Origin of the sequence: Solibacillus isronensis (assembly GCF_023715405.1) — a bacterium.
GTDB lineage: Bacteria > Bacillota > Bacilli > Bacillales_A > Planococcaceae > Solibacillus > Solibacillus isronensis_B.
Map to the genome: position 1 here is coordinate 462,770 of NZ_JAMBOC010000001.1, position 23,005 is coordinate 485,774.

Consider the following 23,005-nt stretch of genomic DNA (forward strand, 5'->3'; position numbering starts at 1 on the left):
CGATGAAAGAGAAAGTAAAATTACTGTTAACGGATGAAAAAGGTTTTACATTAATGGAAATGCTCATTGTTCTCTTTATCTTTTTGGTCGTCAATTCAACAATCCTCTCACTTTCACAAAAGCCGTTAATGGATTATACAGAAAAACAGGTAATGAATCAAAATGAGATGTTAATACGCATGACACAATTGTTATCCATTGAGACCGGAACGTCCCATAGCTTTGAAATTATTAACTGTTACCGAATACAAGTAATGGATTGGACTACTTCTAATATTATTTACGACCAGCGAATAGCGCGGCCAATTGACATGTATTTATCCACTCCGCATAACCGGCTGTTATTTAATACGAGAGGAAATGTCCAGGCCTTTGGACGGCTAACATATCATTTTGAGAATACAAGCCATCAATACTCTGTGAATATCGGCAAAGCCAGGATTTTGGAAAAGGAGGTTTTTAATGAGCCAGGAAGGACTAACTCTTGTAGAAACACTGTTAGCAGTCGTCATCTTATTTTTCCTTTCGTCGACAATCATTCCGCTCACATTTAATATGAAACAGCAAATAGCTATACAAAAAGTACAAGCTCATGCTGCAGAAGTAGCTTTTATAGGAGCGATGAAATATAAACGATTTGGACAATCCGCCGGAGTTCAACACATTGACGGGGTTCAGTTTCAATGGAATTACGATGGGTACCAAGTATGTGTCCATTATGACAACAATGAAAAAGAAGAGGAACTGTGTGTATGAAATTGAGGCAAATATTTAATGAGCGGGGTTTTACACTACTGGAAAGCTTGTTTCAGTTAAGCGTGTTTGTACTTTTTACCGCAATAAGCCTGCTTATCCTTATATGGGTTCGGGATCTTCAACAGCTTGAGATGATGAAAGATGAGGTGAACTGGGAATTGTTCGTTTATGATCTTCATCAATACAATATGAATTCAGCATCTGGGAGGGTGCTCAGCTCTGGTATGCTGCAACTGGAAATATCAAATGACCCCGAGGAGCGTTTGTTTGTTTTTGATAAATCGGAACAGCATTTGCGTAAAAGGTCGAATAAAGGGGGAAATGAAATTATGCTGCCTTTTGTTGAGAAATGGGAGTTGGCGGTGGATGAAAATGATGTGAATATGAGGGTAGTGATGAAAAATGGAACAAAGCGAGAAAGAGACCTCGTGTTACCATTGCCTCCAAAATGAGAAGGGTGCATTATTTTTGCTGGCTGTATTTTTATTGTTCATAGTTTCCGGAGCTGCTGTTTTCTATACAAATGCATATTTTGCGCAAATAAAAGTATATAATTCATTGGAATCTATTTACGTTCGTGCTACGATAAATATACTAAATTTACCTTAAAGTTCGACTTCTTTTTGCAAAGTCGAAAAAATGTCGCATAATGCGATTTTGTTTGACCTAAAAATATTTCTGTTTAAGTAGCAAAATAGAAACGAAAGAATAGGTAGAGGCGTAATTGATTAAGTAGTCCGTAATAGAAGAAGGTGAACAGCATGCGTAAAATTTATTTAGTAGGATTTATGGGGTGCGGAAAAAGTGCGATTGGAAGACGTTTAAGTTTTTTCTTGAAAATGCCGTATTACGATATGGATCATGAAATTGTACGACAACAGGGTATGACAATTCCTGAAATTTTCGAGAAATACGGCGAAGCACACTTCCGAAAAATCGAGACGGAATTTTTAAAGAACTTTCGTGATGAAGCATGCATTATCGCTACAGGCGGTGGGGTAGCCGTAAATGAAGAAAACAGGAGAATTATGCGCCAGACAGGGCTTGTATTTTTTCTTGATGCAAAATTTGAAGATATTTATATGCGTATTCGGAATGACAAAAACCGTCCCATTGTTCAATCATCAACGGAGCAAGAATTGGAAAATCTGTATCACCAACGCAGAAAGAATTATCGACTAGCTGGCCATATACAAGTACTGACAGCCGGGAGAACGTTAAGACAAATTGTTGAGTACATCGGCTTTCAAGTGAAACGTCTTAAAGGCGAATAATTACTGGATAATTGTACTTAATGTTCGTATTTTGAATAAAATTAAAAAAAGATTGCGTTTGCATTATATTCAATGTTAGGATATTGCTAAGAAGAGCAATAACATGAAGTAAATAATCTAACGCGGATGATGGTACGGGGAGAGAACGTGATGTCACGTCGCCGAAGGAGCAAATAGCTATGCTATGAATCTCTCAGGCAAAAAGACTCGTATTGGACGCAACTCTGGAGAGTGCTGTAATCAGCTATTGTTGCGAACAGCCACCAACGGGGAAAGCCCAAATTGTGATAGTGGATCAAATTTGGGTGTAACTTTCAGGTGCAAGGACAGAGAATCTCGGTAAAGGGGATTCGTCTGTCTTTTTTTGTGGAGAAATCGGCTTTTAATATTCTGATGATTCTAATAAAAAGATAGATTTACACTTTGATAGGTGTAATGTTGTTTCCCCTTACAAAGCAAAATGAACATACATAACTAAAGGAGGAAATGAACATGACAAATGAATTAAAGCTAAAGCGCACACCACTTTTTGATGAATATGCAAAGTATGGTGGAAAAACAGTTGATTTTGGCGGCTGGGAATTACCGGTACAATTTTCTTCGATTAAAGAGGAGCATGATGCGGTTCGTAACCGTGCAGGACTTTTTGATGTATCCCATATGGGGGAAATTATCGTAGAAGGTCCGGATGCACTAGTTTATCTACAAAAGATGCTTTCCAACGATATTTCTAAAATTGCAGTTGGCGGCGCACAATACAGTGCACTATGTTATGAAGATGGCGGTGTTGTTGACGATTTACTGACATACCGTTTGGAAGATAACCGTTATTTACTATGTGTTAATGCAGCGAATATTGAAAAGGACTTTGAATGGTTACAGCAGCATGTCGAAGGGGATGTCAAAGTGACAAATGTGTCAGATGACTATGCTCAAATCGCATTGCAAGGACCATTATCTCAGGAAGTTCTGCAAACATTAACAGCAACAGATTTAACGGCAATTAAATATTTTAAATTCCAGGACAATGTGGATGTAGGCGGTCATTCGGTTCTAGTTTCTCGCTCTGGCTATACAGGTGAAGACGGATTTGAAATTTACGGGACACCAGCAGCGATTGTCGATCTATGGAACAAAATTTTGGAAGCAGGAAAAGACAAAGGTGTAGTAGCGGCCGGTTTAGGAGCACGTGATACACTTCGCTTTGAAGCTTGCTTACCATTATATGGCCAAGAGATTTCAAAAGAGATTTCACCATTGGAAGCGGGAATTGGCTTTGCGGTGAAATTGGCAAAGGATCCGCAATTTATCGGTCAGCAAGCATTAATTGACCAAAAAGAAAATGGCCTAACACGTAAATCTGTAGGCATCGAGATGATTGATAAAGGTATTCCCCGCCATGGCTATAAAGTATTTAAAGATGGTGAAGAGATTGGTTTTGTAACTACAGGAACTCAGTCACCAATGACAAAGCGCAATATCGGCTTAGCTTTAATTGACGCAAAATTCACAGAAGTTGGAACTGAATTAGAAATTGAAGTACGAAAAAATAGAGCAAAAGCAGTTGTTGTAGAAACTCCATTTTACAAGCGTGCAAAATAAAATGAAACTTCAATCAGTGGGGGTCTTCATCCCCTAGATTGGTAGTTGAACCAAGCTTACTACCCGTTAATACGGGATAAAACTTTTGAAAAGAGGGTTAACAATGAAACATCGTTATTTACCAATGACGGAACAAGATAAACAAGAAATGTTAGACCGTATCGGGGTTGCGACAATTGATGAGCTTTTCGAGGATATTCCTGAGAAAGTTCGCTTCCAAGGAAGCTACAATATTAAACCTGCCAAGTCAGAAGCCGCTTTAATGAAGGAACTGGCACAACTTGCTTCAAAAAATAAAGATACAGCAAGCAATGTATCGTTTTTAGGTGCAGGTGTATACAACCACTATAAACCGGTAATTGTTGATCATGTTATTTCACGTTCGGAGTTCTATACAGCATACACGCCATATCAGCCGGAAATTTCACAAGGTGAACTTCAAGCGATTTTTGAGTTCCAAACGATGATCGCAGAACTGACAGGCATGGATATTGCAAACTCTTCTATGTATGATGGCGGTACGGCATTGGCAGAAGCAGGTATGCTTGCTGCAGGTCATACACGTCGCGGAAAGTTACTTGTTTCAGGAACTGTACATCCGGAGTATCAAGATGTTGTGAAAATGTATGCAACAGGACAATCAATAGAAGTCGTTACAATTCCTACAAAAGACGGTGTAACAGACATCGAAGCACTAAAAGGCCTGATCGATGACCAAACAGCCGGCGTAATCGTTCAATATCCGAACTTCTTTGGTCAAGTTGAAAACCTGCAGCCGCTTGCAGACATTACACATGACGCAAAAGGATTGTTTATCGTATCTGCGAACCCGTTAGCTCTTGGCGTTTTAACACCACCAGGAAAATTAGGCGCAGATATTACAGTTGGGGATGCACAAGTATTCGGAATTGCGGAAAGCTTCGGTGGTCCACACTGTGGTTATTTCGCGGTAACGAATAAATTAATGCGTAAAGTACCAGGCCGTCTTGTTGGGGAAACTGTAGACCAAGATGGACGTCGTGGTTATGTATTAACATTACAAGCTCGTGAGCAGCACATCCGTCGTGACAAAGCGACATCCAATATTTGTTCAAACCAGGCATTGCTTGCACTAGCTTCTTCAGTAGCAATGACAGCCCTTGGAAAGCAAGGTATGCAGGAAATGGCGAAACAAAATATCGTGAAGACACGCTTTGCTAAAAATGCATTTGAAGCAGCTGGTTTTGAAGTTGCTTATCAAGGCGCTCACTTCAACGAAATCGTAGTAAATACAAAATATAATGTAACAGAGCTAAACAAAGCATTAATCGAAAAAGGTATTATCGGCGGCTTTGACTTAGGTCGTGTTTATCCTGAATTAGAAAATCATGCACTCATTGCTGTTACGGAAATCCGTACAAAAGAAGAAATCGAGCAATTAGTTGCAGAAATGGGGGCTTACAATGCATAACGAAAACCAAACACTCATTTTCGAAATTACAAAACCAGGTCGTGTCGGCTACAACTTAGAGCCATTGGATGTTCCTGATTTTGATTTAGAAGAACTTCTGCCGAAAGAGTTAGTACGTCAAGAAGCGGCTGAACTGCCGGAAGTTGCAGAATTAGATATTATGCGTCACTATACAGCACTTTCAAAACGTAACCATGGTGTGGATTCAGGGTTCTATCCACTTGGTTCATGTACGATGAAGTACAATCCGAAAGTCAATGAAACAGTTGCACGTTACGCTGGTTTTGCCCATGTTCACCCATTACAGGATGAGTCGACAGTACAAGGTGCAATGGAATTATTATATGATCTGCAGACATCACTTCAGGAAATTACGGGTATGGATGAAGTAACATTACAGCCGGCAGCAGGCGCACATGGTGAATGGACAGCATTAATGATGATCCGTGCATTCCATGAGGCAAATGGTGAAGGTCACCGTAACAAAGTAATCGTACCGGACTCAGCTCACGGTACAAACCCGGCTTCTGCTACAGTGGCAGGTTTTGAAACAATTACAATCAGATCTGGTGAAGACGGCTTAGTTGATCTGGAAGATTTACGCCGTGTTGTCGGTCCTGATACAGCAGCGCTTATGCTGACAAACCCGAACACTTTAGGCTTATTCGAAGAAAACATTTTAGAAATGGCTGAAATCGTGCACGGTGTCGGCGGTAAAGTTTATTATGACGGCGCGAACTTAAACGCTGTTATGAGTAAAGCACGTCCTGGAGACATGGGCTTTGACTGTGTTCACTTAAACTTACACAAAACATTTACAGGTCCACACGGTGGCGGTGGTCCGGGTTCAGGTCCAGTAGGGGTAAAAGCAGATTTAATCCCATTCCTGCCTAAACCAGTATTAGTGAAAAAAGAAGATGGTACATTCCACTTCGATTACAAACGTCCACAATCAATCGGTCGTGTGAAACCTTACTACGGAAACTTCGGCATTAATGTCCGTGCATATACGTATATCCGTTCAATGGGTCCAGATGGCTTAAAGGCTGTAACAGAATATGCTGTATTAAATGCAAACTATATGATGCGCCGCTTGGAAGAGCACTTTGATTTACCATACGACCGTCACTGTAAGCATGAATTCGTGCTATCAGGCCGTCGTCAGAAAAAATTAGGTGTTCGTACATTGGATATCGCAAAACGCCTTCTTGACTTTGGCTACCATCCACCAACAGTATACTTCCCGTTAAACGTGGAAGAGGGGATTATGATCGAGCCAACAGAAACAGAATCAAAAGAAACATTGGATGCATTCTGTGATGCAATGATTCAAATTGCTCAAGAAACAATCGATAACCCATCGATCGTACAAGAAGCACCACATACTACGGTAATCAGCCGCTTAGATGAAACACGTGCTGCACGTACACCTGTATTACGTTATACAAAAAAAGAAGAAGTAACAATTTCATAAATTGTGACAAAAAGGTCAGAGCTGTTTTCTGACCTTTTTTCTATGAGAAAAGTTAGACTTCTTACGTGTGACTATATAATAGTAGAAACTACTGATAATCAGACAATTTCGATTCGTAGGGCCGGTGAATGAAAATTAAAAAGCCCTCTACAATGTAGAGAACTTTTAGAATTAGTTTTTCGATTTAACTTTGCCTGTCCAAGTTTTGAAACCGCCTTGTAATTGGAACAGTTGGCTATAGCCTTTTTTCTTTAATGTCAGCGCTGCTCGTGCACTACGACCAGAGTTTTGGCAGTAAAGGTATACAGGCAGATCCGGACGGATTTCTTTATGACGTGTATTAAGTTGCGTCATCGGAATGTTTCGAGCACCTAAAATGTGTCCCGCTTCAAATTCTTTAGGTTCGCGTAAATCGATTAATTGTGCTTTACGGTAGCCTTCAATAAATTGCTCCTGTGTTAAATTTGTTACGGATTTTTTTAAGCGCATAGAGTTGATTACTACGTAAGCAACGATTACTACTAAAATTACTAGTATCGTATATAAAATTGTCACTGCGATATTGCCCCTTTCTATCTGTACTATCTATTATAAGAGATGAACTAGAGTTAGTCGAGCGAGTTTGTTAAAATGAATTAGTGGAGGCGAGAAATTGTGAAAAAACAATGGTATTTTATAAATTCGGGTCCATGCAGCCCAGCCTATAATATGGCACTGGATGAAGCGTTGCTTGATTGGCATAGCCAAGGGGAAATTCCGCCGGTTATTCGTTTTTACGAGTGGAACCCTGCAACATTATCAATCGGTTATTTCCAGCAAGTACATAAAGATATTAATTTAGAAGCTGTAAAAAAGCAAAACTTAGGTTTCGTCCGTAGACCTACAGGCGGACGTGCCGTTTTACATGACCAGGAGCTTACATATTCAGTGATTGTGACAGAGAGCTACCCAAATATGCCGGAAACCGTTACAGAGGCATATCGTGTCATTAGCGAAGGAATTTTACAAGGGTTCCGCCTTTTAGGACTGGATGCTTATTTTAGTGTGCCGGAGACGAAGGAACAACTGGATGATCTGAAGAAACCGAAAAGCGCGGTATGTTTTGATGCGCCAAGCTGGTATGAGCTAGTTGTTGAAGGGAAAAAAGTAGCCGGCAGTGCGCAAACACGTCAAAAAGGTGTAATTTTGCAGCATGGCGCTATTTTACTTGATCTGAATGAAAAACTGCTGTTATCGGTATTTAATTTTGCTACAGCTGAAGCAAAAGAAAGAATGCGAAAAAAGTTACCAGAAAAAGCAGTTGCGATGAATCAGTTTGTCGACACACCATTTACAATCGATCAATGTGTTGACGCGTTTTCTAAAGGGTTTGAAGTAGCTTTGGACATAGAACTAATTCCTTATGAATTAACAGAGCAGCAAACCCAATATGTAGAACAATTGATGGAAAATAAATATTTAACAGATGAATGGAATTTCAAAAAATAGATTGCGAACGTGTGTTTTTATTTTTTGTAAAAAAATTTTTATACCCGAAACGTTGATATAGATGGATTTAACAAAAAGAAAAAAAAATCAACCCCTTGTTTGAAAAAAAGATTTATTGTAATCTTTTTTAAGTGTAATTATATAACCCAACATATAGAATGATATTTAAGAAATTAGCACAATATATGGTATAAAATGTGTTTAGTTTACATTCGTGAAGGGAAACTTAAAATTATTAAATCGTCCAAAGGGGGGCTTACGCGGTGGCAAGTGTTTTAGAGCAATCCATCCAAGTCAATCAGTTAAATCAAGATATTGAGCAATTTCCTCAAGTGCACCCGATTACACCGGACATGCATATTACGCATAAAGGTGTATCACGTCTTGTTATGATTGACCGTTATTCTTTTAAAGATACGGAAAAGAAAACATTAAAAACAGGGGATTTTGTTGTTTTGACAGTGAAACAGGATCCGAAATTCCCGGCACGTGGACTTGGCATTATTCATTCGATTAATCCGGAAAAGAATACCGCTCTTATTAAAATTGATGAAGATTACCGTCATGTATTGGAAGGCGAAGAACAAGAGACGGGTATTATTGAACGCTCATTGGATATTATTGAAAAGCCGCTCGAAATTTTTTATGAGCAAATTGCAAAACGTAATGCAACAGGTTTAGCTTCAGTTGAGAAAACAGAAGAAAAGCGCAAAGAATGGTTCGGAAAGTTTTACGAAGAGCTTGTGTCGATGAACTTTATCCCTGCAGGACGAGTAATTTACGGGGCAGGTTCAGAAACTGAAGTAACATTCTTCAACTGTTATGTAATGCCATTTGTAGCCGATTCCCGTGAAGGCATCAGTGATCACCGCAAGCAAGTAATGGAAATTATGAGCCGTGGTGGTGGTGTTGGTACGAACGGTTCGACACTTCGCCCGCGTAACACATTGGCGCGCGGTGTAAACGGTAAATCTAGCGGATCAGTAAGCTGGCTTGATGATATTGCCAAGCTGACACATCTTGTTGAGCAAGGTGGATCGAGACGCGGCGCTCAAATGATTATGCTGGCAGATTGGCATCCGGATATTGTGGAGTTTATCATTTCCAAAATGCAAAATCCGCGTATTCTGCGTTATCTGATCGAGAATACAGCAGATGAATCAATTATTCGTCTAGCAAAAGAAAAATTAAAATTCAAGCCTTTAACACAGCAGGAAGATGCGATGTATCAAGGTATTGTGAACTATAAAAATATTGAAGGTTTCGGCGGATTTAACGAAGCGATTATTCGTGACGCTGAAACGAAGCTACGCGATGGCGGAACGTATTCAGTCCATAATCCGGATTTCCTGACAGGTGCAAACATTTCGGTTACATTAACGAAAGAGTTTATGGATGCTGTAGAAAACGATCAGGACTTCGAATTACGCTTCCCGGATGTAGAAAACTATACTCCGGCACAAATGCTGGATTACAACGAAAAGTGGCATGAAGTTGGCGATGTTCGCGAATGGGAGAAACTTGGTTATCCAGTTCGTACGTATCGTACAATCAAAGCAAAAGAACTTTGGAATTTAATCAATGTCTGCGCAACATATGCGGCAGAACCTGGTATCTTCTTCATTGATAACGCAAACGACATGACAAATGCAAAAGCTTACGGTCAGAAAGTTGTTGCGACAAATCCGTGCGGAGAACAACCACTCGCACCATATTCCGTTTGTAACTTGGCTGCTGTTAACTTGGCGAAGTTTGCAAACAAAGAAACGAAAACAGTTGATTTTGATGCGTTACGCAAAACGGTAAAAGTTGGCGTACGTATGCAGGATAATGTAATTGATGCAACACCGTACTTCCTGGAAGAAAACAAAAAGCAGGCACTAGGTGAACGCCGAGTTGGTCTTGGTGTAATGGGGCTTGCCGATTTGTTGATTTACTGTGAGAAAGAGTACGGTTCTGAAGAGGGCAATGCACTAGTTGATGAAATCTTCAAGACGATTGCGGTTGCAGCGTATGAAGAGTCGGTTGAACTGGCAACAGAGCGCGGCAGTTTCCCGTTCCTTGAAGGACAAACAGAAGCTGAAACAACACGTTTACGTGAAGCATTCATTAACACAGGCTTCATGAAAAAAATGCCGCAGCATATTCGCGAAAATATTGTGGCAAACGGTATTCGTAACTCGCATTTATTGACGGTTGCACCTACGGGATCTACAGGTACAATGGTCGGAGTTGCAACAGGGCTTGAACCTTACTTCAGCTTCACTTACTACCGTTCAGGTCGTCTAGGGAAGTTTATTGAAGTAAAAGCTGAGATAGTAAAAGAGTATTTAGATGCGAACCCGGGTGTGGATGAAAATAATTTACCGGACTGGTTCAAATCATCAATGGAGCTTTCTGCTGAAGCACATGCAGATGTTCAATGTATCATTCAAAACTGGATTGATTCATCCATTTCAAAAACAGTAAACGCACCTAAAGGCTATGGCGTAGAGCAAGTACAAAAAGTGTACGAGCGTCTATACCGCGGCGGTGCTAAAGGCGGTACCGTGTATGTCGATGGATCTCGTGATACACAAGTACTGACTTTAAAAGCTGAAGAAGCCAATTCAGATGAGCAATTAGAGTTTGAAGAATTAAAACAAACAGAAGACCAAGTGAAACGTCAGGTTGTATTAGTAGATACAATTAAGCCGTTAACAGATACAGATGTGACAATTGGTTCGGAAGTTGGCAATACATGCCCGGTTTGCCGTCAAGGTACGGTAGAAGAAATGGGCGGCTGCAACACATGTACAAACTGTGGTGCACAGCTGAAATGCGGTTTATAAAATAAAGAAAACGCAACTCATATAATATGGGTTGCGTTTTTGCTTTTTAAAGTAAGACTTATCTTTTTAAAAATGTAATCGGCCGGTAGCAGGACTTACTAATGGCCATGCGCGAACATCGATTTTTTTAGAAAAATGCAGAATCGGCTGATCGTTTACCACAATAATCCCTTGTTTGGACAGAGTTGTATTAAGGGTGATTTCACCTTCTGCTTCCTGTAAAATCCATGGGTGGTGCAAAATATCACAGCGCACCGGGACACCTGCAGTATTTAATGTGTAGAAACAGTAACGCTCGGTAATCCATTCCTCAAAGGTCCCTTTTATCGCAAGGAACGGTTCAGAAACGGGTTTATAACGGGCTGCGAAATCAATGTCTGATTGATCGCGTCTTTTACTTTCAAACAATACTGTATCGCCAAAGTTTTTAATATCCATCTTAGCGTAATGATACGGTAAATGGAAAAATGTCCTGGCCCCTTTTACAGCCGGCCAATTATCCGCATCCAAACTGAAAAAGTATACGCCCGGTTTTCCGTCAATCGTTACATAGGTGCGCACATTAAGTTCCGGAAATTCGTCGGTACCTGGAACTGGCGGCAATCCCCGAAGTCTCACACCAGACATGCGAAACGGAACAACCCCAACCCAGCACACACCGTCGTACGTATCCAGTTCCAACGCATTTGGAACTAACTTCCGCAAAACCTCGTATTTAACCGGATAATGGGCGAATAATAAATCACTCCACGTTTGTTTCATCCCCCAAGGCAAATTAGGCAGCGGCCAAGGACGATGACTGTCATCCCATTTGTTTTCTTGTATGTATAGGAGTTCCACCATAGTTAGTCACTTCCTTCACATCTATCATATTTTATATAAATCCTTTTGAAAAGGATTAAAAACGTTCGCGGATTTGCTTTTTCCGCATCCATTGGGTAGCAACCCATTTCTCGCCTCGTATTACTGGCTCACCGCTATGTAGGGTAAGTTCATTTAATTTTTGATCGTTGTAGAAATATTCAAAGTAAATAGCTGAACCCCTCTCCGGTACAGTTAGGATACCCAGATTAGGAAACGTTGTAACGCCTCCTTCTTCAACATTATTTAAGTAGACTACTAACGTGCTAATGCGATTATTACTGCTTGAAGGGTGATTTGGACCGAAAAAATCAAAGTGTGCCTTAAATTCCTGACCGGGTTCGTAATGTAAAACTTGTAGACCCTCGGCATGTTCGATTGGAAGATGCATCAGGCTGCTAATCCGCTTTTCGATTTCTGAAATAAGCGGATTTTCATTTTCCTCAAAAAACATACCACTGCTCGTACGAATCGGACTTACTTCTTTTTTTGCTAATTTGGATCTTTCCAAACGCGAAGAAGCACAATCGATTATATTCTGACATTCTTCATCACTTAAAACATTCGAAAACTTTACAATGAGCGGCTCTTCATGAAGAACTTCTCCTGTTATCGTACGGTTGTCAATTGAATAAACAGATTGAATAGGTAAAATCGAAATTTCTGTTGTCATATGTTATATCCTTCCGCAATTCCTTCAAAGTTAGTACAAAAACATTACTCTAACTCTTTTATGTAGGTTAAGAATGTATTTCTACTCCAATACATATTATACCATTTAATTGAATTTAATGGTATTTAAGTAATGGGTTAATAATAAAAAAAATTGGTGGCTGATTCCTAAGTGCTAGTATTTAGGAAATTCAACTAGCATTTAAGGAGGATAAGAAAAAGTTATGGATTTACATAAATAACCTATCATTTTGTTTATGTCATATTTGAAGTAAGGTAATGGAAGAAGAGGAAGCTATGGAGGAGGAAAGCGAATGATTACTGGATTACACCATGCACAAATAACAATTCCCCAAGGTACGGAGGAAGCAGGGAAAGATTTTTATTGCAAAATTTTAGGTTTAAATGAAATTTCAAAACCTTCTGTACTGAAGGGGCGAGGAGGATTTTGGCTGCAAGTAGGAAGCCTGGAAGTACATGTAGGGACAGAAGATGGCTTTAATCGGTTTACAACTAAAGCGCACCTCGCCTACGAAGTTGAGGATATTACCTATTGGAGAGAAGTATTGATGGAAAATGAAATTGAGATTTTGGACTCCGTACCCATTCCTAATTATGAACGTTTTGAGTTTAGAGACCCTTTTGGAAATAGAGTGGAGATGATTCAACCAGTTTAATCTATTCCAGTTTATTATTTTTATTCTCATCAGCTTTTGATAATAGCTCAATAATTTCTTTGTTCTGTGATCGTATATCTTTTAGGATTCTTTCAATTGCCAATGCGGTAAAGGTAATGATGATTAGTAGTGCGAAAATTAAAAAGCCCACAAAAATACCTCCATTCAAATTAGTATTACATCTATTATACTAATATTAAAAAGAATAGTTAATTATTTCTAAAAACCTCCACCTAAATAATGATGGTAAATTTACCGGAAATCGCGTATCATTGTAAGGTAGTTTTAAACTATCAGGTATATCCTGCAAATATATTGAATGATAGGTGAAAAAAATGAATTATCAAGTATTATTGTATTATCATTACACAACGATTGAAAATCCGGCTGCTTTTTCAGAAGAGCATTTAGCTGCATGTAAGGAAATTGGATTAAAAGGTCGTATTTTAGTTGCCCGTGAAGGGATTAACGGTACGGTTTCAGGTACGATTGAGCAAACACAAAGCTATATCGATATGATGGAAGCACATCCATTATTCAAAGGGATTGTTTTCAAAATTGATCCAGCAGAAGGCCATGCGTTCAAAAAAATGCATGTACGTCCACGTCCTGAGCTTGTGCACTTAGGCTTGGAAGAAGATGTGAACCCGCATGAATTAACAGGTCGCTATTTATCTCCGGAGCAATTCCTGGAAGAAATGCAAGATGAAAACACAGTCGTACTCGATGTACGAAACACATATGAATATGATGTCGGTCACTTCCGCGGAGCAATTCGTCCAGAAGTAAAGAATTTCCGTGATACACCGCAATGGGTACGTGAAAACCGTGAATTATTCGAAGGTAAAAATGTATTAACATATTGTACAGGCGGAATCCGCTGTGAGAAATTCTCAGGTTGGATGAAGCGAGAAGGTTTTGGTGATGTTGGTCAATTACATGGCGGCGTTGCAACATACGGTAAAGATCCGGTTGCTAAAGGTCAGCTATGGGATGGTCAAATGTACGTATTCGATGAGCGTCTGACAGTGCCAATCAACCAGGTAGAACACGTGATTGTTGGACGTGACCACTTTGATGGAACACCATGTGAACGCTATATTAATTGTGCTAACCCTGAATGTAATGAGCAAATCATTGCATCAGAGGAAAACGAAGCGAAGCATTTAGGTGGCTGTACAATCGAATGTACGAAACATGAACGCAATCGTTATATCGTCCGTCATAACCTAACGGAAGAGCAAGTACAGCAAGCGATTGAATTATTAGAAGCTGAAGCTACAGTATAATAGATTTTAAATGCATCTCTTTATAGGGATGCATTTTTCTTTTTTGTAAACAAAACACCCTTTTGTAAATGTAATGTAAATAGATTTTTCTAAATATTCATTGCAAATTGTCTGTTTTCTGTATTTCTTACATTGTTCAATAAAGATTTGAACATAATATCGACATATTTCCTTTTCTTTTATAAATTAATTATTTAATTCCTCATAATAATTCCCTCTAACTTGTTAAAAAATCTCATAAATATTTACAATTCAGCCCTATTATTTTAAATTTTCAGATTTAATTGAATAATTTTACATAATAAAAAGATCGTTTCTTCATAATTTACATAAGGTTTACATGTTTAATACATGATATTAATTTTATGAATGTATTGTTAAAGCAGGTAGAAAACATTCATGTTGATGGAGGATTGAAGTATGTTGAAAAAAACACGTTACTTCATTGGGTTAACAATTCTAATGGTAGTATTAGCAGCTTGCAGTAATGAAGATTCTACGGAGTCCTCTTCTGGCGGAGACTTAGTAACGATTTCAGGTTCTACATCAGTTGGACCTTTAGCAGAGAAATTAGCAGCAAAATATGAAGAAACAGAAGACGTTAAAATTGAAATAAATCAAATCGGTTCATCAGCAGGGATTACAAATGCGATCAACGATGTCTCACAAATCGGAATGTCGTCTCGTGATCTGAAGCAGGAAGAAATCGAATCCGGTATTCAAGAGTTGGTTATTGCTTATGACGGGATTGTAGTTGTTGCACATCCATCAAACCCAGTTAAGGATTTAACGATGGAGCAAGTAAAACAAATCTTCACAGGGGAAATCACTAACTGGAAAGAAGTTGGCGGAAAAGATATGGAAATCGTCGTTGTTTCACGTGAGGACGGATCTGGTTCACGTGATGCATTCCAGGAAATCGTCGGCTATGAATCTGGACAACTGATTCGTAATGCAATCGTAGCAAGCGGAAACGGAAATATTAAAACAACGGTTGCGATGAACAAACATGCGATAGGATTCATCTCATTCGAATATATCGATGAAACAGTTTCAGCGATGGACATTAATGGCGTTAAGGCAGAAGCGGGCAATGTATTGGATGGCAACTATAAATTATCTCGTCCATTCCTATTTGTTTATAAAGAGAGCGTTCCGGAAGCAGCATCAAAGTTTATGGAATTCATTTTAACTGCTGATGGACAAAAGATTGTGGAAGAAGCAGGAGCGATTCCATTAACGAAATAATTAGTGCTGGAGGATAAATTTGTGAACACACAAAACAGAAACGAAGTAGAACAGCAAATAAGCAAAGGCAATAAGCGAAAATACTTTTTAGAAAGCTTATCATCGAAACTATTTTTAGCATGTGCGCTTCTTTCAGTAGTGAGCTTACTACTAATTGTAGGATTCGTATTTTATAAAGGGGCAAACCCATTCGTAACAGGCGGCTATAGCTTCTTCGACTTCCTTTTTGGCAGTGATTGGGTACCATCAGAAGATAAATTCGGTATTTTCCCGATGATTGTTGCATCGATTTACGCAACGATCGGAGCACTTGTAATCGGGGTACCAATCGGATTATTAACAGCGATTTTCTTGGCGGAGATTGCACCGAAATCCGTAGCTAAAATCGTATCTCCGGCAATTCAGCTATTGGCCGGTATTCCATCAGTATTATACGGGGTATTCGGTTTAGCGATTATCGTTCCATTTTTACAGGACAATCTTGGATTAGCACGCGGACAAAGTTTAATCGCGGTCATTTTAGTATTGGCGATTATGATGTTACCGACAATTGTAACAGTTGCTGAAACAGCGATTCGTGCAGTGCCGAAAACATATCGAGAAGGTTCACTTGCTTTAGGTGTTTCCCAAATCGGGACAATCTTTAAAGTTGTTGTACCGGCTGCGAAGTCAGGTATTATGGCAGCAATCGTTCTTGGATTAGGGCGTGCATTGGGTGAAACGATGGCCGTCATTTTAGTTGCAGGTAACTCACTGATTATCCCGACAAGCCTGACAGACAGTGTACGTCCATTGACGACAAATATTGCACTTGAAATGGGCTATGCAGCAGGAACACATCAGGAAATGCTGTTTGCAACAGGGATTGTGTTATTCTCATTCATCTTAATTTTAAACTTTGTATTAGCACGTATTACAGCGAAGGGAGCTCAGTAACATGCGACAATTTAAAGATAATATGTTTCGCGGCTTACTTTGGGGTTCCGCATTCGTATCAGTAGCCGTATTAGTTGTAATCGTTGGCTATATTTTCTATAAAGGTTTTTCATATATCAGTTTTGATTTCATATTCGGTGATTATTCGCCAACAGGTGGCGGCGGAATATTCCCGATGATCGTTACAACGATTTTAACGATTGTCATTTCACTTTTAATCGCAACACCAATCGGAATTTTAGCAGCTGTTTATTTACGCGAGTATGCAAAACAAGGACGACTTGTACGCATCATTCGTTATGCGACTGAAAGTTTAACAGGGATTCCATCGATTATTTATGGTCTATTCGGTGCCGTGTTCTTCGTTGTAATTTTAAAACTGGGAATGTCGATTATTTCAGCATCCTTAACATTAACGATTATCGTATTACCGGTGATTATTCGTACGACAGAAGAAGCATTAAAAACAGTGCCGGCAACATATCGTGAAGGTTCACTGGCATTAGGTACTACAAAATTACAAACATTAATTAAAGTTATTTTGCCAAGTGCAATGCCTGGAATTTTATCAGGAATCATCTTATCAATCGGCCGTATTGTCGGTGAATCGGCAGCGATCTTCCTGACTGCAGGGACAGTAGCGGCAATGCCATCAAGTATTTTCTCGTCTGCCCGTACACTGACGGTTCACTCGTATTTAGTAACACAGGAAGCCGGCGATATCGGACTTGCAGCAGCAATCGGAATTGTTTTAATCGTCATTATATTAGTATTGAATTTAACGGCAACATATATCTCGAAAAAACTAAACAAAGCGGACTATTAAAAGGAGCGAAACCTATATGACTATGACTATTTCTGAAGCATCAATTTTTAAATCAACGACGACTTCTACAGGCGCTTTACCAACAAAAATTAAAGTAAATGATTTAAACTTGTTTTATGGTGAAAAGCAAGCGTTGTTCAATGTAAATCTGGACATTAAAGAAAAAGAAGTAACGGCATTAATCGGTCCTTCAGGCTGCGGTAAATCAACATTTTTACGTACATTAAACCGCATGAATGATCTAATCGACGGTGTACGCGTAATCGGGAATATTCATATTGATGGTGAAAATGTATATGAAACAAGCGATGTCATCAAGCTCCGTACAAGAGTCGGGATGGTATTCCAAAAGTCGAATCTGTTCCCAATGAGCATCTATGACAATGTTGCCTATGGTCCACGTATGCAAGGAATTAAAAACAAAAAAATCCTAAATGAAATTGTAGAAGAGTCTCTACGCGGTGCAGCAATTTGGGATGAAGTAAAAGATCGTCTAAAATCATCAGCATTAGGCCTTTCTGGTGGTCAGCAACAACGTATTTGTATCGCACGTGCAATCGCAATGAAGCCGGATGTTATTTTAATGGATGAGCCGACTTCGGCACTTGACCCGATTTCTACATTGAAAGTAGAAGAACTAATTACACAAATGAAAAAAGACTATACAATTGTTATTGTAACGCACAACATGCAACAAGCAGCGCGTATTAGCGATAAGACGGCATTCTTCTTAAATGGGGAAGTCATTGAATATGATGATACGAATGTTATTTTTTCAACACCAAAAGATGAGCGTACAGAAGATTACGTAACAGGACGATTCGGATAAGAGGGGGATTTGGGAATGATTCGCGAAAATTTCGAAAAGAACATGCTTGAACTGCAGGACAAAATGGGTGAAATGGTCGACATGACGGTTGTTGCGATGGAAAAGGCATTCAAAGCCCTTCAGGAGCAGGATATGGTGTTGGCACTGGATGTCATTGAAGAGGACAACTACATTGACGATCTGGAAAATGAAATCAATCAAATGGCGATCTGGCTGATGGCGAAAGAACAGCCGGTAGCCCGCGACATGCGCCGAATTATCAGTGTCATCAAAATGTCGTCCGATATCGAGCGAATTGCCGACTTTGCGGTAAATACAGCAAAAGCAACGATTCGCATCAGCAAAGCCGAAACGATTTTAGACAGAACATCATTAGTTGAAATGAAAGATGTCGCGATGGATATGCTGAAAAAATCAATGAAAGCATTTATCGATGCGGATATCGCATTGGCGAAAGAAGTAGGAGAGCTTGATGATATCGTAGATCGCAATAATCATGAAAACTATGCACTTTTAACTGAGTATTTAAAAGAAAGTCCTCAAGAGATCGAACAAACATTGCAATTGTTGTTCATTAACCGTTTTGTTGAACGAGCAGCGGACCATATTACCAATATGGCGGAGTCAACAGCTTACTTTATTAAAGGGCAGCTATTTGATTTAAATTAACTTCCTTCAGCAGATTTTATGCTTAGGCGAAGCAGTAGGCACAGAGTCTATCTATATATATAGAGGTTAATATAATTTTTGGTCAATTTTCATCGGGTGTTTTCAAATGCCTGCTGAAAGAAGTTAATGCCTCCGGCGGATGTCACAGATTCGGTAAGGAATACTTTGCGCGAAAGCAAACCGAATCTGGACACAATTACGCCGAGGCGTAATTGATTAGAGAAGCGGGGAATCATTAATGACGAAAAAAATATTAGTCGTTGAAGATGACGAAAATTTAGTGAATTTACTGCATATTTATTTAGTAAAGGACAGCTATGAAGTCCATAGTGTACGAACGGGTAAAGAAGCATTGGCTGCAATCCCAACGTTTGAACCGGATGCGATGCTGCTTGATTGGATGCTTCCGGATATGGAAGGAATCGAGATTTGCCGTCAAGTCCGCTTCGAGCATGATTTTCCGATTATCATGATTAGTGCGCGTACGGATGAATTGGATATTGTACTGGCGCTTGAAATGGGGGCGACAGAGTATATCCGAAAACCGTTTGGATTCCGAGAAATGCTGACACGCTTAAGGATTCATTTAAAACGCTACGAAAGAGAAATACAGCAGCAAGAGCGTGTTTCCCAAATGTTGATTGGTCCGTTTCGTGTAGATTTAGTCATGTTCAAAGTGTATAAAGACGAAGTGGAAATTCCTTTGACAAAGCGCGAGTTTAAATTGCTGCTTCATTTGCTGGAGCAGCCGGGCAATATTAAATCGCGTGAAGAAATTATTGATATACTGGACTTTACAAAAGGGGATCGCCGTACAGTCGATGTACATATACGCAGGCTTCGGGAAAAAATTGAAGAAGAACCGAGCTCACCGAAGTGGATTAAAACAAAAAGCGGGTTAGGGTATTATTTCAACCTTTCATCACAGGAAGTGACGTACAGTTCATAAATTAGAAAACATTTTGGAGCGAGTGAAAGTTTCAAGATGTTTTTTTATGAGGTTATTTACATCATTTCTTTTACAAATGGAACGGCAACGGATTATACTTAGAAAAGTAGATTGATGAGGAGGTCTGAATATGTCTGAACAAAATGAAAAAAAGAAATTAAGCCTGCAGGAATTAGTGAAGCAACAGCTGGAAGCGAAGAAAAATAATGCAGCTGGCAACAAAGGTAATTTAAAAGGTGATACATCAACGAAAAAGATGAAGAGTCAACAATCAAAGAAAACGAGCAATACCCGTCGTAAAATGGGTGTGTAATGATGAGAACCCGGGCAAACGAAAATTTGCCCGGGTTTTTATTTTGGCAAAGTGATTCCAAATGATCGCTCAATCGTCTTTAAGGAGAAAGGGGGCTGTAAGGTTGAGACGGGAAGTTTTTGAAGCGCATTACGACGCTGTTTATAAATATATACGCTATTTAACGAATGATACAGACTTAACACATGATCTACTGCAAGAAACCTTTTACCGCTTTTATCAGAAAAATTATACTGAACATGAACGGACTTATTTATTAAAAATCGCCAGAAATCTTGTATACGATCATTATCGAAGGAAAAAGATTATTGGTTTTTTTCAGTTGAAAACGGAACCCGTTGCAGTGGACGATTTGCCGGAAGCAGTAGTCGAGCGAAATGCGGAAAATGAAAATCTGTATGCCGCCCTCCAGCAAATTAAATGGAATTATCGTGAAGTGATTGTGCTGCGATACATAGAAGAGTACTCGGTAAAAGAGACGGCAATGATCTTAAGCTGCAGTGAAGTGAAAGTGAAGAATAATACGGCGCGCGGTTTAAAAGCATTACGGGAACTGTTAGGAGGGAAAGAGGATGTTTGATGACGAAAAGTTAAGTCAGCTCAAAAAGGTTCAAGTCGATCCGGAAAAAAAGCAAGAGGACTTCAATAAAATTCAGCAGCGACTCAACAATAAATCTTTTAACTGGCAAATCCCTGCAGTAATGATAGCGATTGCGTGTATTACGATGTTTTTGGTTGGTACATTTCCGATACAGCAGCAAATCACGTCTGACAATATGGATCGTAGCGCATTACAAGCGGTTTATTTTATGCAATGGGAAGGGGATCCGGAGTCCGTCTTTCAAGCTGGTGTGAGAAAGGTGAAAAATGAAGAAACATTAAAAGAGATTGAAACAGCGCTGCAACAGTTTCAGCAAACTGATATTAAAATAGAAGACCCATATATTCAACAAAGCTACAGGCTAAGCTTTAAAAATGATCAGGTGATGCGTATACAGGAATACCCAGGAAGCGAAGTAACGTATTATCGTAATGTAGATACGGGGGAAATATATTTATTAAGTGAAAATTCATTGCAGGAAATTATCAATTTTCATGAACCGGCTGATCGAACATTATCTTTAATTATTGGCATAGTATTCCTGACGTTTGCAATGATTGCGACGAGTAAGGTGAAAAAGAAGATGCGTGACCCGGACGATCCGAAACGGTACATTCCGATGCATTCTACCTATTGGCAAAGCGTCGTGGAAATCCTGACATTATTAATCCTAATCTTACTTATTTTCGCACCACAACTACATCTGTTTGTGCTCATCTCGTTTTTATTGCTGACAGCACTTATTAATATCCTATTAGAAGTAAAGCACGGCAAAAATAAATGGCGCATATTCCAGTTTGTATTGGTGAAAGTATATGCAGGTGTTTATATTTATATATTTTTATGGCCTTTAATTTAATTGCAACCAGATTAGGACAGAAGTAGCGATTTTGGACTATTTTCCAGGTTCTTAAGTATTTTTATCTTTCGGAATACTTTGACAACCTATTCTCTCCCCCGTACGATATTAATAAGTTACTAGAAGGGGTGGAAGCATGACAACGATTGAAAAAGCAAGACAACTTGACGAATTGGATGGACTGCAGAAATATGCAGATGAGTTTTATAAAAAAGAAGGACAGATATACTTGGACGGCAATTCGCTCGGGTTGCTGTGTAAGCGGGCGGAACAGTCGGTGCATACACTGCTTAACTCGTGGAAAGATTACGGGATTGACGGTTGGACAAATGGGGAGCATCCTTGGTTTTATTTCTCCGAAAAGCTTTCGGCGATGTGCGCTCCTTTAATAGGTGCCAAAAGTGAAGAAGTAATGCTGACTGGTTCGACAACAACGAATTTGCACCAGCTGTTGGCTACGTTTTTCAAACCGACTGCGGCACGCTATAAAATTTTGGCAGATGAACTGAACTTCCCGTCGGACTTGTATGCGATTGCCAGTCAAATTGCTTTGCACAATTTGCCGGAAAGCAGTATGCAGCTGGTGAAAAGTGAAGACGGGCAAACAATTACGACAGAGGCCATCATCGAAGCGATGACAGATGATGTGGCGGTTGCGGTTTTGCCTGCTGTCTTATACCGGAGTGGCCAAGTGTTGGATCTGCAGGCGATTACGGAAGCAGCACAGGAACGCGGCATATTGGTCGGATTTGATCTATGCCATTCGATCGGTTCCGTTCCGCATCATCTTCATGAAATCGGTGCGGACTTTGCATTTTGGTGCAATTATAAGCATTTGAACGGTGGACCGGGTTCAGTTGCAGGATTGTACGTTCATGAAAAGCATTTTGGAACAGCACCGGGTCTGGCTGGGTGGTTTGGCTCGGCTAAGGAAAAACAGTTTGATCTGGATGTATCAATTACCGCTGCACCGCATGCAGGGGCTTACCAGATCGGTACACCGCATATATTAAGCTTGGCACCGATTGAAGGCGCACTATCACTGTTTGTAGAGGCGGGCATCGAAGCGGTTCGTGAAAAATCACTCGCGTTGACACAATTTATGATGGATTGTATTGAGCAGGAGTTACCAAATACGTTTACATTCGGCAATCCGCTTGATGACACACGTGGCGGCCATCTGTTTTTAGTGCATGACGAGGCGGCAAGAATTTGTAAAACATTAAAAGAGTACGGCGTTGTACCTGATTTCCGTGCACCGAATGGCATCCGCCTGGCACCGGTTGCGCTTTATAATTCCTATGAGGAAGTATGGCAATCAGTGCAGATTTTAAAAGAAATTATTACAAACAAAACTTATGAGAAGCACGAAAATAAACGAGACATCATTGCATAAGGGGT

25 protein-coding genes and 1 riboswitch are annotated in these 23,005 nt (G+C 39.7%); of the genes, 21 read left to right on the forward strand and 4 right to left on the reverse strand.

The genetic code is table 11. The features are described from left to right. The first annotated feature begins 2 nt into the window (after window positions 1-2). The 7 genes from M3166_RS19465 (at window position 3) to gcvPB (ending at window position 6,556) form a co-directional block, all read left to right on the forward strand. Window positions 3-554, forward strand: a complete 552-nt coding sequence (locus M3166_RS19465) for a prepilin-type N-terminal cleavage/methylation domain-containing protein (protein WP_353056546.1) — start codon at window positions 3-5, stop codon at window positions 552-554. Continuing rightward, window positions 463-756, forward strand: a complete 294-nt coding sequence (locus M3166_RS02260) for a type II secretion system protein (RefSeq protein WP_251686940.1) — start codon at window positions 463-465, stop codon at window positions 754-756. The genes M3166_RS19465 and M3166_RS02260 overlap by 92 nt, the downstream gene beginning before the upstream one ends. Beyond that, complete coding sequence (comGF, locus tag M3166_RS02265; RefSeq protein WP_251686942.1) at window positions 753-1,208, forward strand: competence type IV pilus minor pilin ComGF; 456 nt, start codon at window positions 753-755, stop codon at window positions 1,206-1,208. Before M3166_RS02260 ends, comGF begins: the two co-directional genes overlap by 4 nt. 309 nt (window positions 1,209-1,517) lie before the next feature. After that, window positions 1,518-2,030 carry a shikimate kinase gene (locus tag M3166_RS02270; RefSeq protein ID WP_251686944.1) on the forward strand — a complete coding sequence of 171 codons (513 nt, stop codon included), beginning with the start codon at window positions 1,518-1,520 and terminating at the stop codon, window positions 2,028-2,030. Window positions 2,031-2,156: 126 nt separating this feature from the next. Then, a riboswitch (glycine riboswitch) is annotated at window positions 2,157-2,249 on the forward strand. Window positions 2,250-2,522: 273 nt separating this feature from the next. After that, on the forward strand, window positions 2,523-3,632 hold the full coding sequence (gene gcvT, locus M3166_RS02275; protein WP_251686946.1) for a glycine cleavage system aminomethyltransferase GcvT: 1,110 nt from the start codon (window positions 2,523-2,525) through the stop codon (window positions 3,630-3,632). 103 nt (window positions 3,633-3,735) lie between these two features. Further along, complete coding sequence (gcvPA, locus tag M3166_RS02280) at window positions 3,736-5,082, forward strand: aminomethyl-transferring glycine dehydrogenase subunit GcvPA (protein ID WP_251686948.1); 1,347 nt, start codon at window positions 3,736-3,738, stop codon at window positions 5,080-5,082. After that, entirely contained in the window at window positions 5,075-6,556 is a 1,482-nt protein-coding gene (gene gcvPB / locus M3166_RS02285; protein ID WP_251686950.1) for an aminomethyl-transferring glycine dehydrogenase subunit GcvPB, read from the forward strand. Before gcvPA ends, gcvPB begins: the two co-directional genes overlap by 8 nt. A 171-nt stretch (window positions 6,557-6,727) precedes the next feature. Here the strand turns inward: gcvPB and M3166_RS02290 are convergent, their stop codons facing one another. Continuing rightward, window positions 6,728-7,111 (reverse strand): rhodanese-like domain-containing protein, encoded by a 384-nt coding sequence (locus M3166_RS02290; protein WP_079527702.1) that lies wholly within the window; start codon window positions 7,109-7,111, stop codon window positions 6,728-6,730. Between the two features lie 153 nt (window positions 7,112-7,264). Between M3166_RS02290 and M3166_RS02295 the strand changes: the two genes are divergently transcribed. Both M3166_RS02295 and M3166_RS02300 read left to right on the forward strand, forming a co-directional pair. Next, the gene (locus tag M3166_RS02295; protein WP_285848834.1) at window positions 7,265-8,044 is read left to right on the forward strand and encodes a lipoate--protein ligase family protein; all 780 of its coding nucleotides are present in this window, start codon (window positions 7,265-7,267) and stop codon (window positions 8,042-8,044) included. A gap of 263 nt (window positions 8,045-8,307) precedes the next feature. Further along, window positions 8,308-10,875 carry a vitamin B12-dependent ribonucleotide reductase gene (locus M3166_RS02300; RefSeq protein WP_251686952.1) on the forward strand — a complete coding sequence of 856 codons (2,568 nt, stop codon included), beginning with the start codon at window positions 8,308-8,310 and terminating at the stop codon, window positions 10,873-10,875. Window positions 10,876-10,941: 66 nt separating this feature from the next. Here M3166_RS02300 and M3166_RS02305 read toward each other — a convergent pair whose 3' ends face one another. After that, window positions 10,942-11,718: a YqjF family protein gene (locus M3166_RS02305; RefSeq protein WP_251686954.1), complete on the reverse strand. Its 777-nt coding sequence runs from the start codon at window positions 11,716-11,718 to the stop codon at window positions 10,942-10,944. A gap of 55 nt (window positions 11,719-11,773) precedes the next feature. Then, window positions 11,774-12,409, reverse strand: a complete 636-nt coding sequence (locus M3166_RS02310) for a 2OG-Fe(II) oxygenase (protein ID WP_251686956.1) — start codon at window positions 12,407-12,409, stop codon at window positions 11,774-11,776. A gap of 313 nt (window positions 12,410-12,722) precedes the next feature. Between M3166_RS02310 and M3166_RS02315 the strand changes: the two genes are divergently transcribed. After that, window positions 12,723-13,085, forward strand: coding sequence for a VOC family protein (locus tag M3166_RS02315; RefSeq protein WP_251686958.1), 363 nt, complete (start codon window positions 12,723-12,725; stop codon window positions 13,083-13,085). A gap of 1 nt (window position 13,086) precedes the next feature. Here M3166_RS02315 and M3166_RS02320 read toward each other — a convergent pair whose 3' ends face one another. After that, a complete protein-coding gene (locus tag M3166_RS02320) occupies window positions 13,087-13,236 on the reverse strand; it encodes a hypothetical protein (RefSeq protein ID WP_251686960.1) in 150 nt (49 codons plus the stop codon). A gap of 184 nt (window positions 13,237-13,420) precedes the next feature. On the opposite strand from M3166_RS02320, the gene M3166_RS02325 reads away from it, so the two are divergent. From M3166_RS02325 to kynU, 11 genes are all read left to right on the forward strand, one after another. Beyond that, entirely contained in the window at window positions 13,421-14,374 is a 954-nt protein-coding gene (locus M3166_RS02325) for a rhodanese-related sulfurtransferase (protein WP_251686962.1), read from the forward strand. Between the two features lie 420 nt (window positions 14,375-14,794). Further along, window positions 14,795-15,622: a phosphate ABC transporter substrate-binding protein gene (locus tag M3166_RS02330; protein ID WP_251686964.1), complete on the forward strand. Its 828-nt coding sequence runs from the start codon at window positions 14,795-14,797 to the stop codon at window positions 15,620-15,622. Between the two features lie 21 nt (window positions 15,623-15,643). Continuing rightward, a complete protein-coding gene (gene pstC, locus M3166_RS02335; RefSeq protein ID WP_251686966.1) occupies window positions 15,644-16,558 on the forward strand; it encodes a phosphate ABC transporter permease subunit PstC in 915 nt (304 codons plus the stop codon). 1 nt (window position 16,559) lies between these two features. Next, on the forward strand, window positions 16,560-17,384 hold the full coding sequence (gene pstA, locus M3166_RS02340) for a phosphate ABC transporter permease PstA (RefSeq protein WP_079527682.1): 825 nt from the start codon (window positions 16,560-16,562) through the stop codon (window positions 17,382-17,384). 16 nt (window positions 17,385-17,400) lie between these two features. Continuing rightward, the gene (gene pstB, locus M3166_RS02345) at window positions 17,401-18,213 is read left to right on the forward strand and encodes a phosphate ABC transporter ATP-binding protein PstB (RefSeq protein ID WP_251686968.1); all 813 of its coding nucleotides are present in this window, start codon (window positions 17,401-17,403) and stop codon (window positions 18,211-18,213) included. Between the two features lie 15 nt (window positions 18,214-18,228). Next, window positions 18,229-18,882: a phosphate signaling complex protein PhoU gene (phoU, locus tag M3166_RS02350; RefSeq protein WP_251686970.1), complete on the forward strand. Its 654-nt coding sequence runs from the start codon at window positions 18,229-18,231 to the stop codon at window positions 18,880-18,882. Between the two features lie 238 nt (window positions 18,883-19,120). Next, entirely contained in the window at window positions 19,121-19,831 is a 711-nt protein-coding gene (locus M3166_RS02355; RefSeq protein WP_251686972.1) for a response regulator transcription factor, read from the forward strand. A gap of 130 nt (window positions 19,832-19,961) precedes the next feature. Beyond that, window positions 19,962-20,144 carry a hypothetical protein gene (locus tag M3166_RS02360; RefSeq protein WP_251686974.1) on the forward strand — a complete coding sequence of 61 codons (183 nt, stop codon included), beginning with the start codon at window positions 19,962-19,964 and terminating at the stop codon, window positions 20,142-20,144. 103 nt (window positions 20,145-20,247) lie between these two features. Then, complete coding sequence (locus M3166_RS02365; RefSeq protein WP_251686976.1) at window positions 20,248-20,724, forward strand: RNA polymerase sigma factor; 477 nt, start codon at window positions 20,248-20,250, stop codon at window positions 20,722-20,724. Next, window positions 20,717-21,604, forward strand: coding sequence for a signal recognition particle (locus tag M3166_RS02370; protein WP_251686978.1), 888 nt, complete (start codon window positions 20,717-20,719; stop codon window positions 21,602-21,604). The genes M3166_RS02365 and M3166_RS02370 overlap by 8 nt, the downstream gene beginning before the upstream one ends. A 136-nt stretch (window positions 21,605-21,740) precedes the next feature. Then, window positions 21,741-23,000, forward strand: coding sequence for a kynureninase (gene kynU, locus M3166_RS02375; RefSeq protein WP_251686979.1), 1,260 nt, complete (start codon window positions 21,741-21,743; stop codon window positions 22,998-23,000). Window positions 23,001-23,005 lie beyond the last annotated feature (5 nt).

What these genes read in the sequence shown, in the direction of transcription:
- M3166_RS19465 (WP_353056546.1), top strand. Translation starts at nt 3, where the DNA reads ATGAAAGAGAAAGTAAAATTACTGTTAACGGATGAAAAAGGTTTTACA.
- M3166_RS02260 (WP_251686940.1), top strand. Translation starts at nt 463, where the DNA reads ATGAGCCAGGAAGGACTAACTCTTGTAGAAACACTGTTAGCAGTCGTC.
- comGF (WP_251686942.1), top strand. Translation starts at nt 753, where the DNA reads ATGAAATTGAGGCAAATATTTAATGAGCGGGGTTTTACACTACTGGAA.
- M3166_RS02270 (WP_251686944.1), top strand. Translation starts at nt 1,518, where the DNA reads ATGCGTAAAATTTATTTAGTAGGATTTATGGGGTGCGGAAAAAGTGCG.
- gcvT (WP_251686946.1), top strand. Translation starts at nt 2,523, where the DNA reads ATGACAAATGAATTAAAGCTAAAGCGCACACCACTTTTTGATGAATAT.
- gcvPA (WP_251686948.1), top strand. Translation starts at nt 3,736, where the DNA reads ATGAAACATCGTTATTTACCAATGACGGAACAAGATAAACAAGAAATG.
- gcvPB (WP_251686950.1), top strand. Translation starts at nt 5,075, where the DNA reads ATGCATAACGAAAACCAAACACTCATTTTCGAAATTACAAAACCAGGT.
- M3166_RS02295 (WP_285848834.1), top strand. Translation starts at nt 7,265, where the DNA reads ATGGCACTGGATGAAGCGTTGCTTGATTGGCATAGCCAAGGGGAAATT.
- M3166_RS02305 (WP_251686954.1), bottom strand. Translation starts at nt 11,718, where the DNA reads ATGGTGGAACTCCTATACATACAAGAAAACAAATGGGATGACAGTCAT.
- M3166_RS02310 (WP_251686956.1), bottom strand. Translation starts at nt 12,409, where the DNA reads ATGACAACAGAAATTTCGATTTTACCTATTCAATCTGTTTATTCAATT.
- M3166_RS02315 (WP_251686958.1), top strand. Translation starts at nt 12,723, where the DNA reads ATGATTACTGGATTACACCATGCACAAATAACAATTCCCCAAGGTACG.
- M3166_RS02325 (WP_251686962.1), top strand. Translation starts at nt 13,421, where the DNA reads ATGAATTATCAAGTATTATTGTATTATCATTACACAACGATTGAAAAT.
- M3166_RS02330 (WP_251686964.1), top strand. Translation starts at nt 14,795, where the DNA reads ATGTTGAAAAAAACACGTTACTTCATTGGGTTAACAATTCTAATGGTA.
- pstA (WP_079527682.1), top strand. Translation starts at nt 16,560, where the DNA reads ATGCGACAATTTAAAGATAATATGTTTCGCGGCTTACTTTGGGGTTCC.
- pstB (WP_251686968.1), top strand. Translation starts at nt 17,401, where the DNA reads ATGACTATGACTATTTCTGAAGCATCAATTTTTAAATCAACGACGACT.
- phoU (WP_251686970.1), top strand. Translation starts at nt 18,229, where the DNA reads ATGATTCGCGAAAATTTCGAAAAGAACATGCTTGAACTGCAGGACAAA.
- M3166_RS02355 (WP_251686972.1), top strand. Translation starts at nt 19,121, where the DNA reads ATGACGAAAAAAATATTAGTCGTTGAAGATGACGAAAATTTAGTGAAT.
- M3166_RS02360 (WP_251686974.1), top strand. Translation starts at nt 19,962, where the DNA reads ATGTCTGAACAAAATGAAAAAAAGAAATTAAGCCTGCAGGAATTAGTG.
- M3166_RS02370 (WP_251686978.1), top strand. Translation starts at nt 20,717, where the DNA reads ATGTTTGATGACGAAAAGTTAAGTCAGCTCAAAAAGGTTCAAGTCGAT.
- kynU (WP_251686979.1), top strand. Translation starts at nt 21,741, where the DNA reads ATGACAACGATTGAAAAAGCAAGACAACTTGACGAATTGGATGGACTG.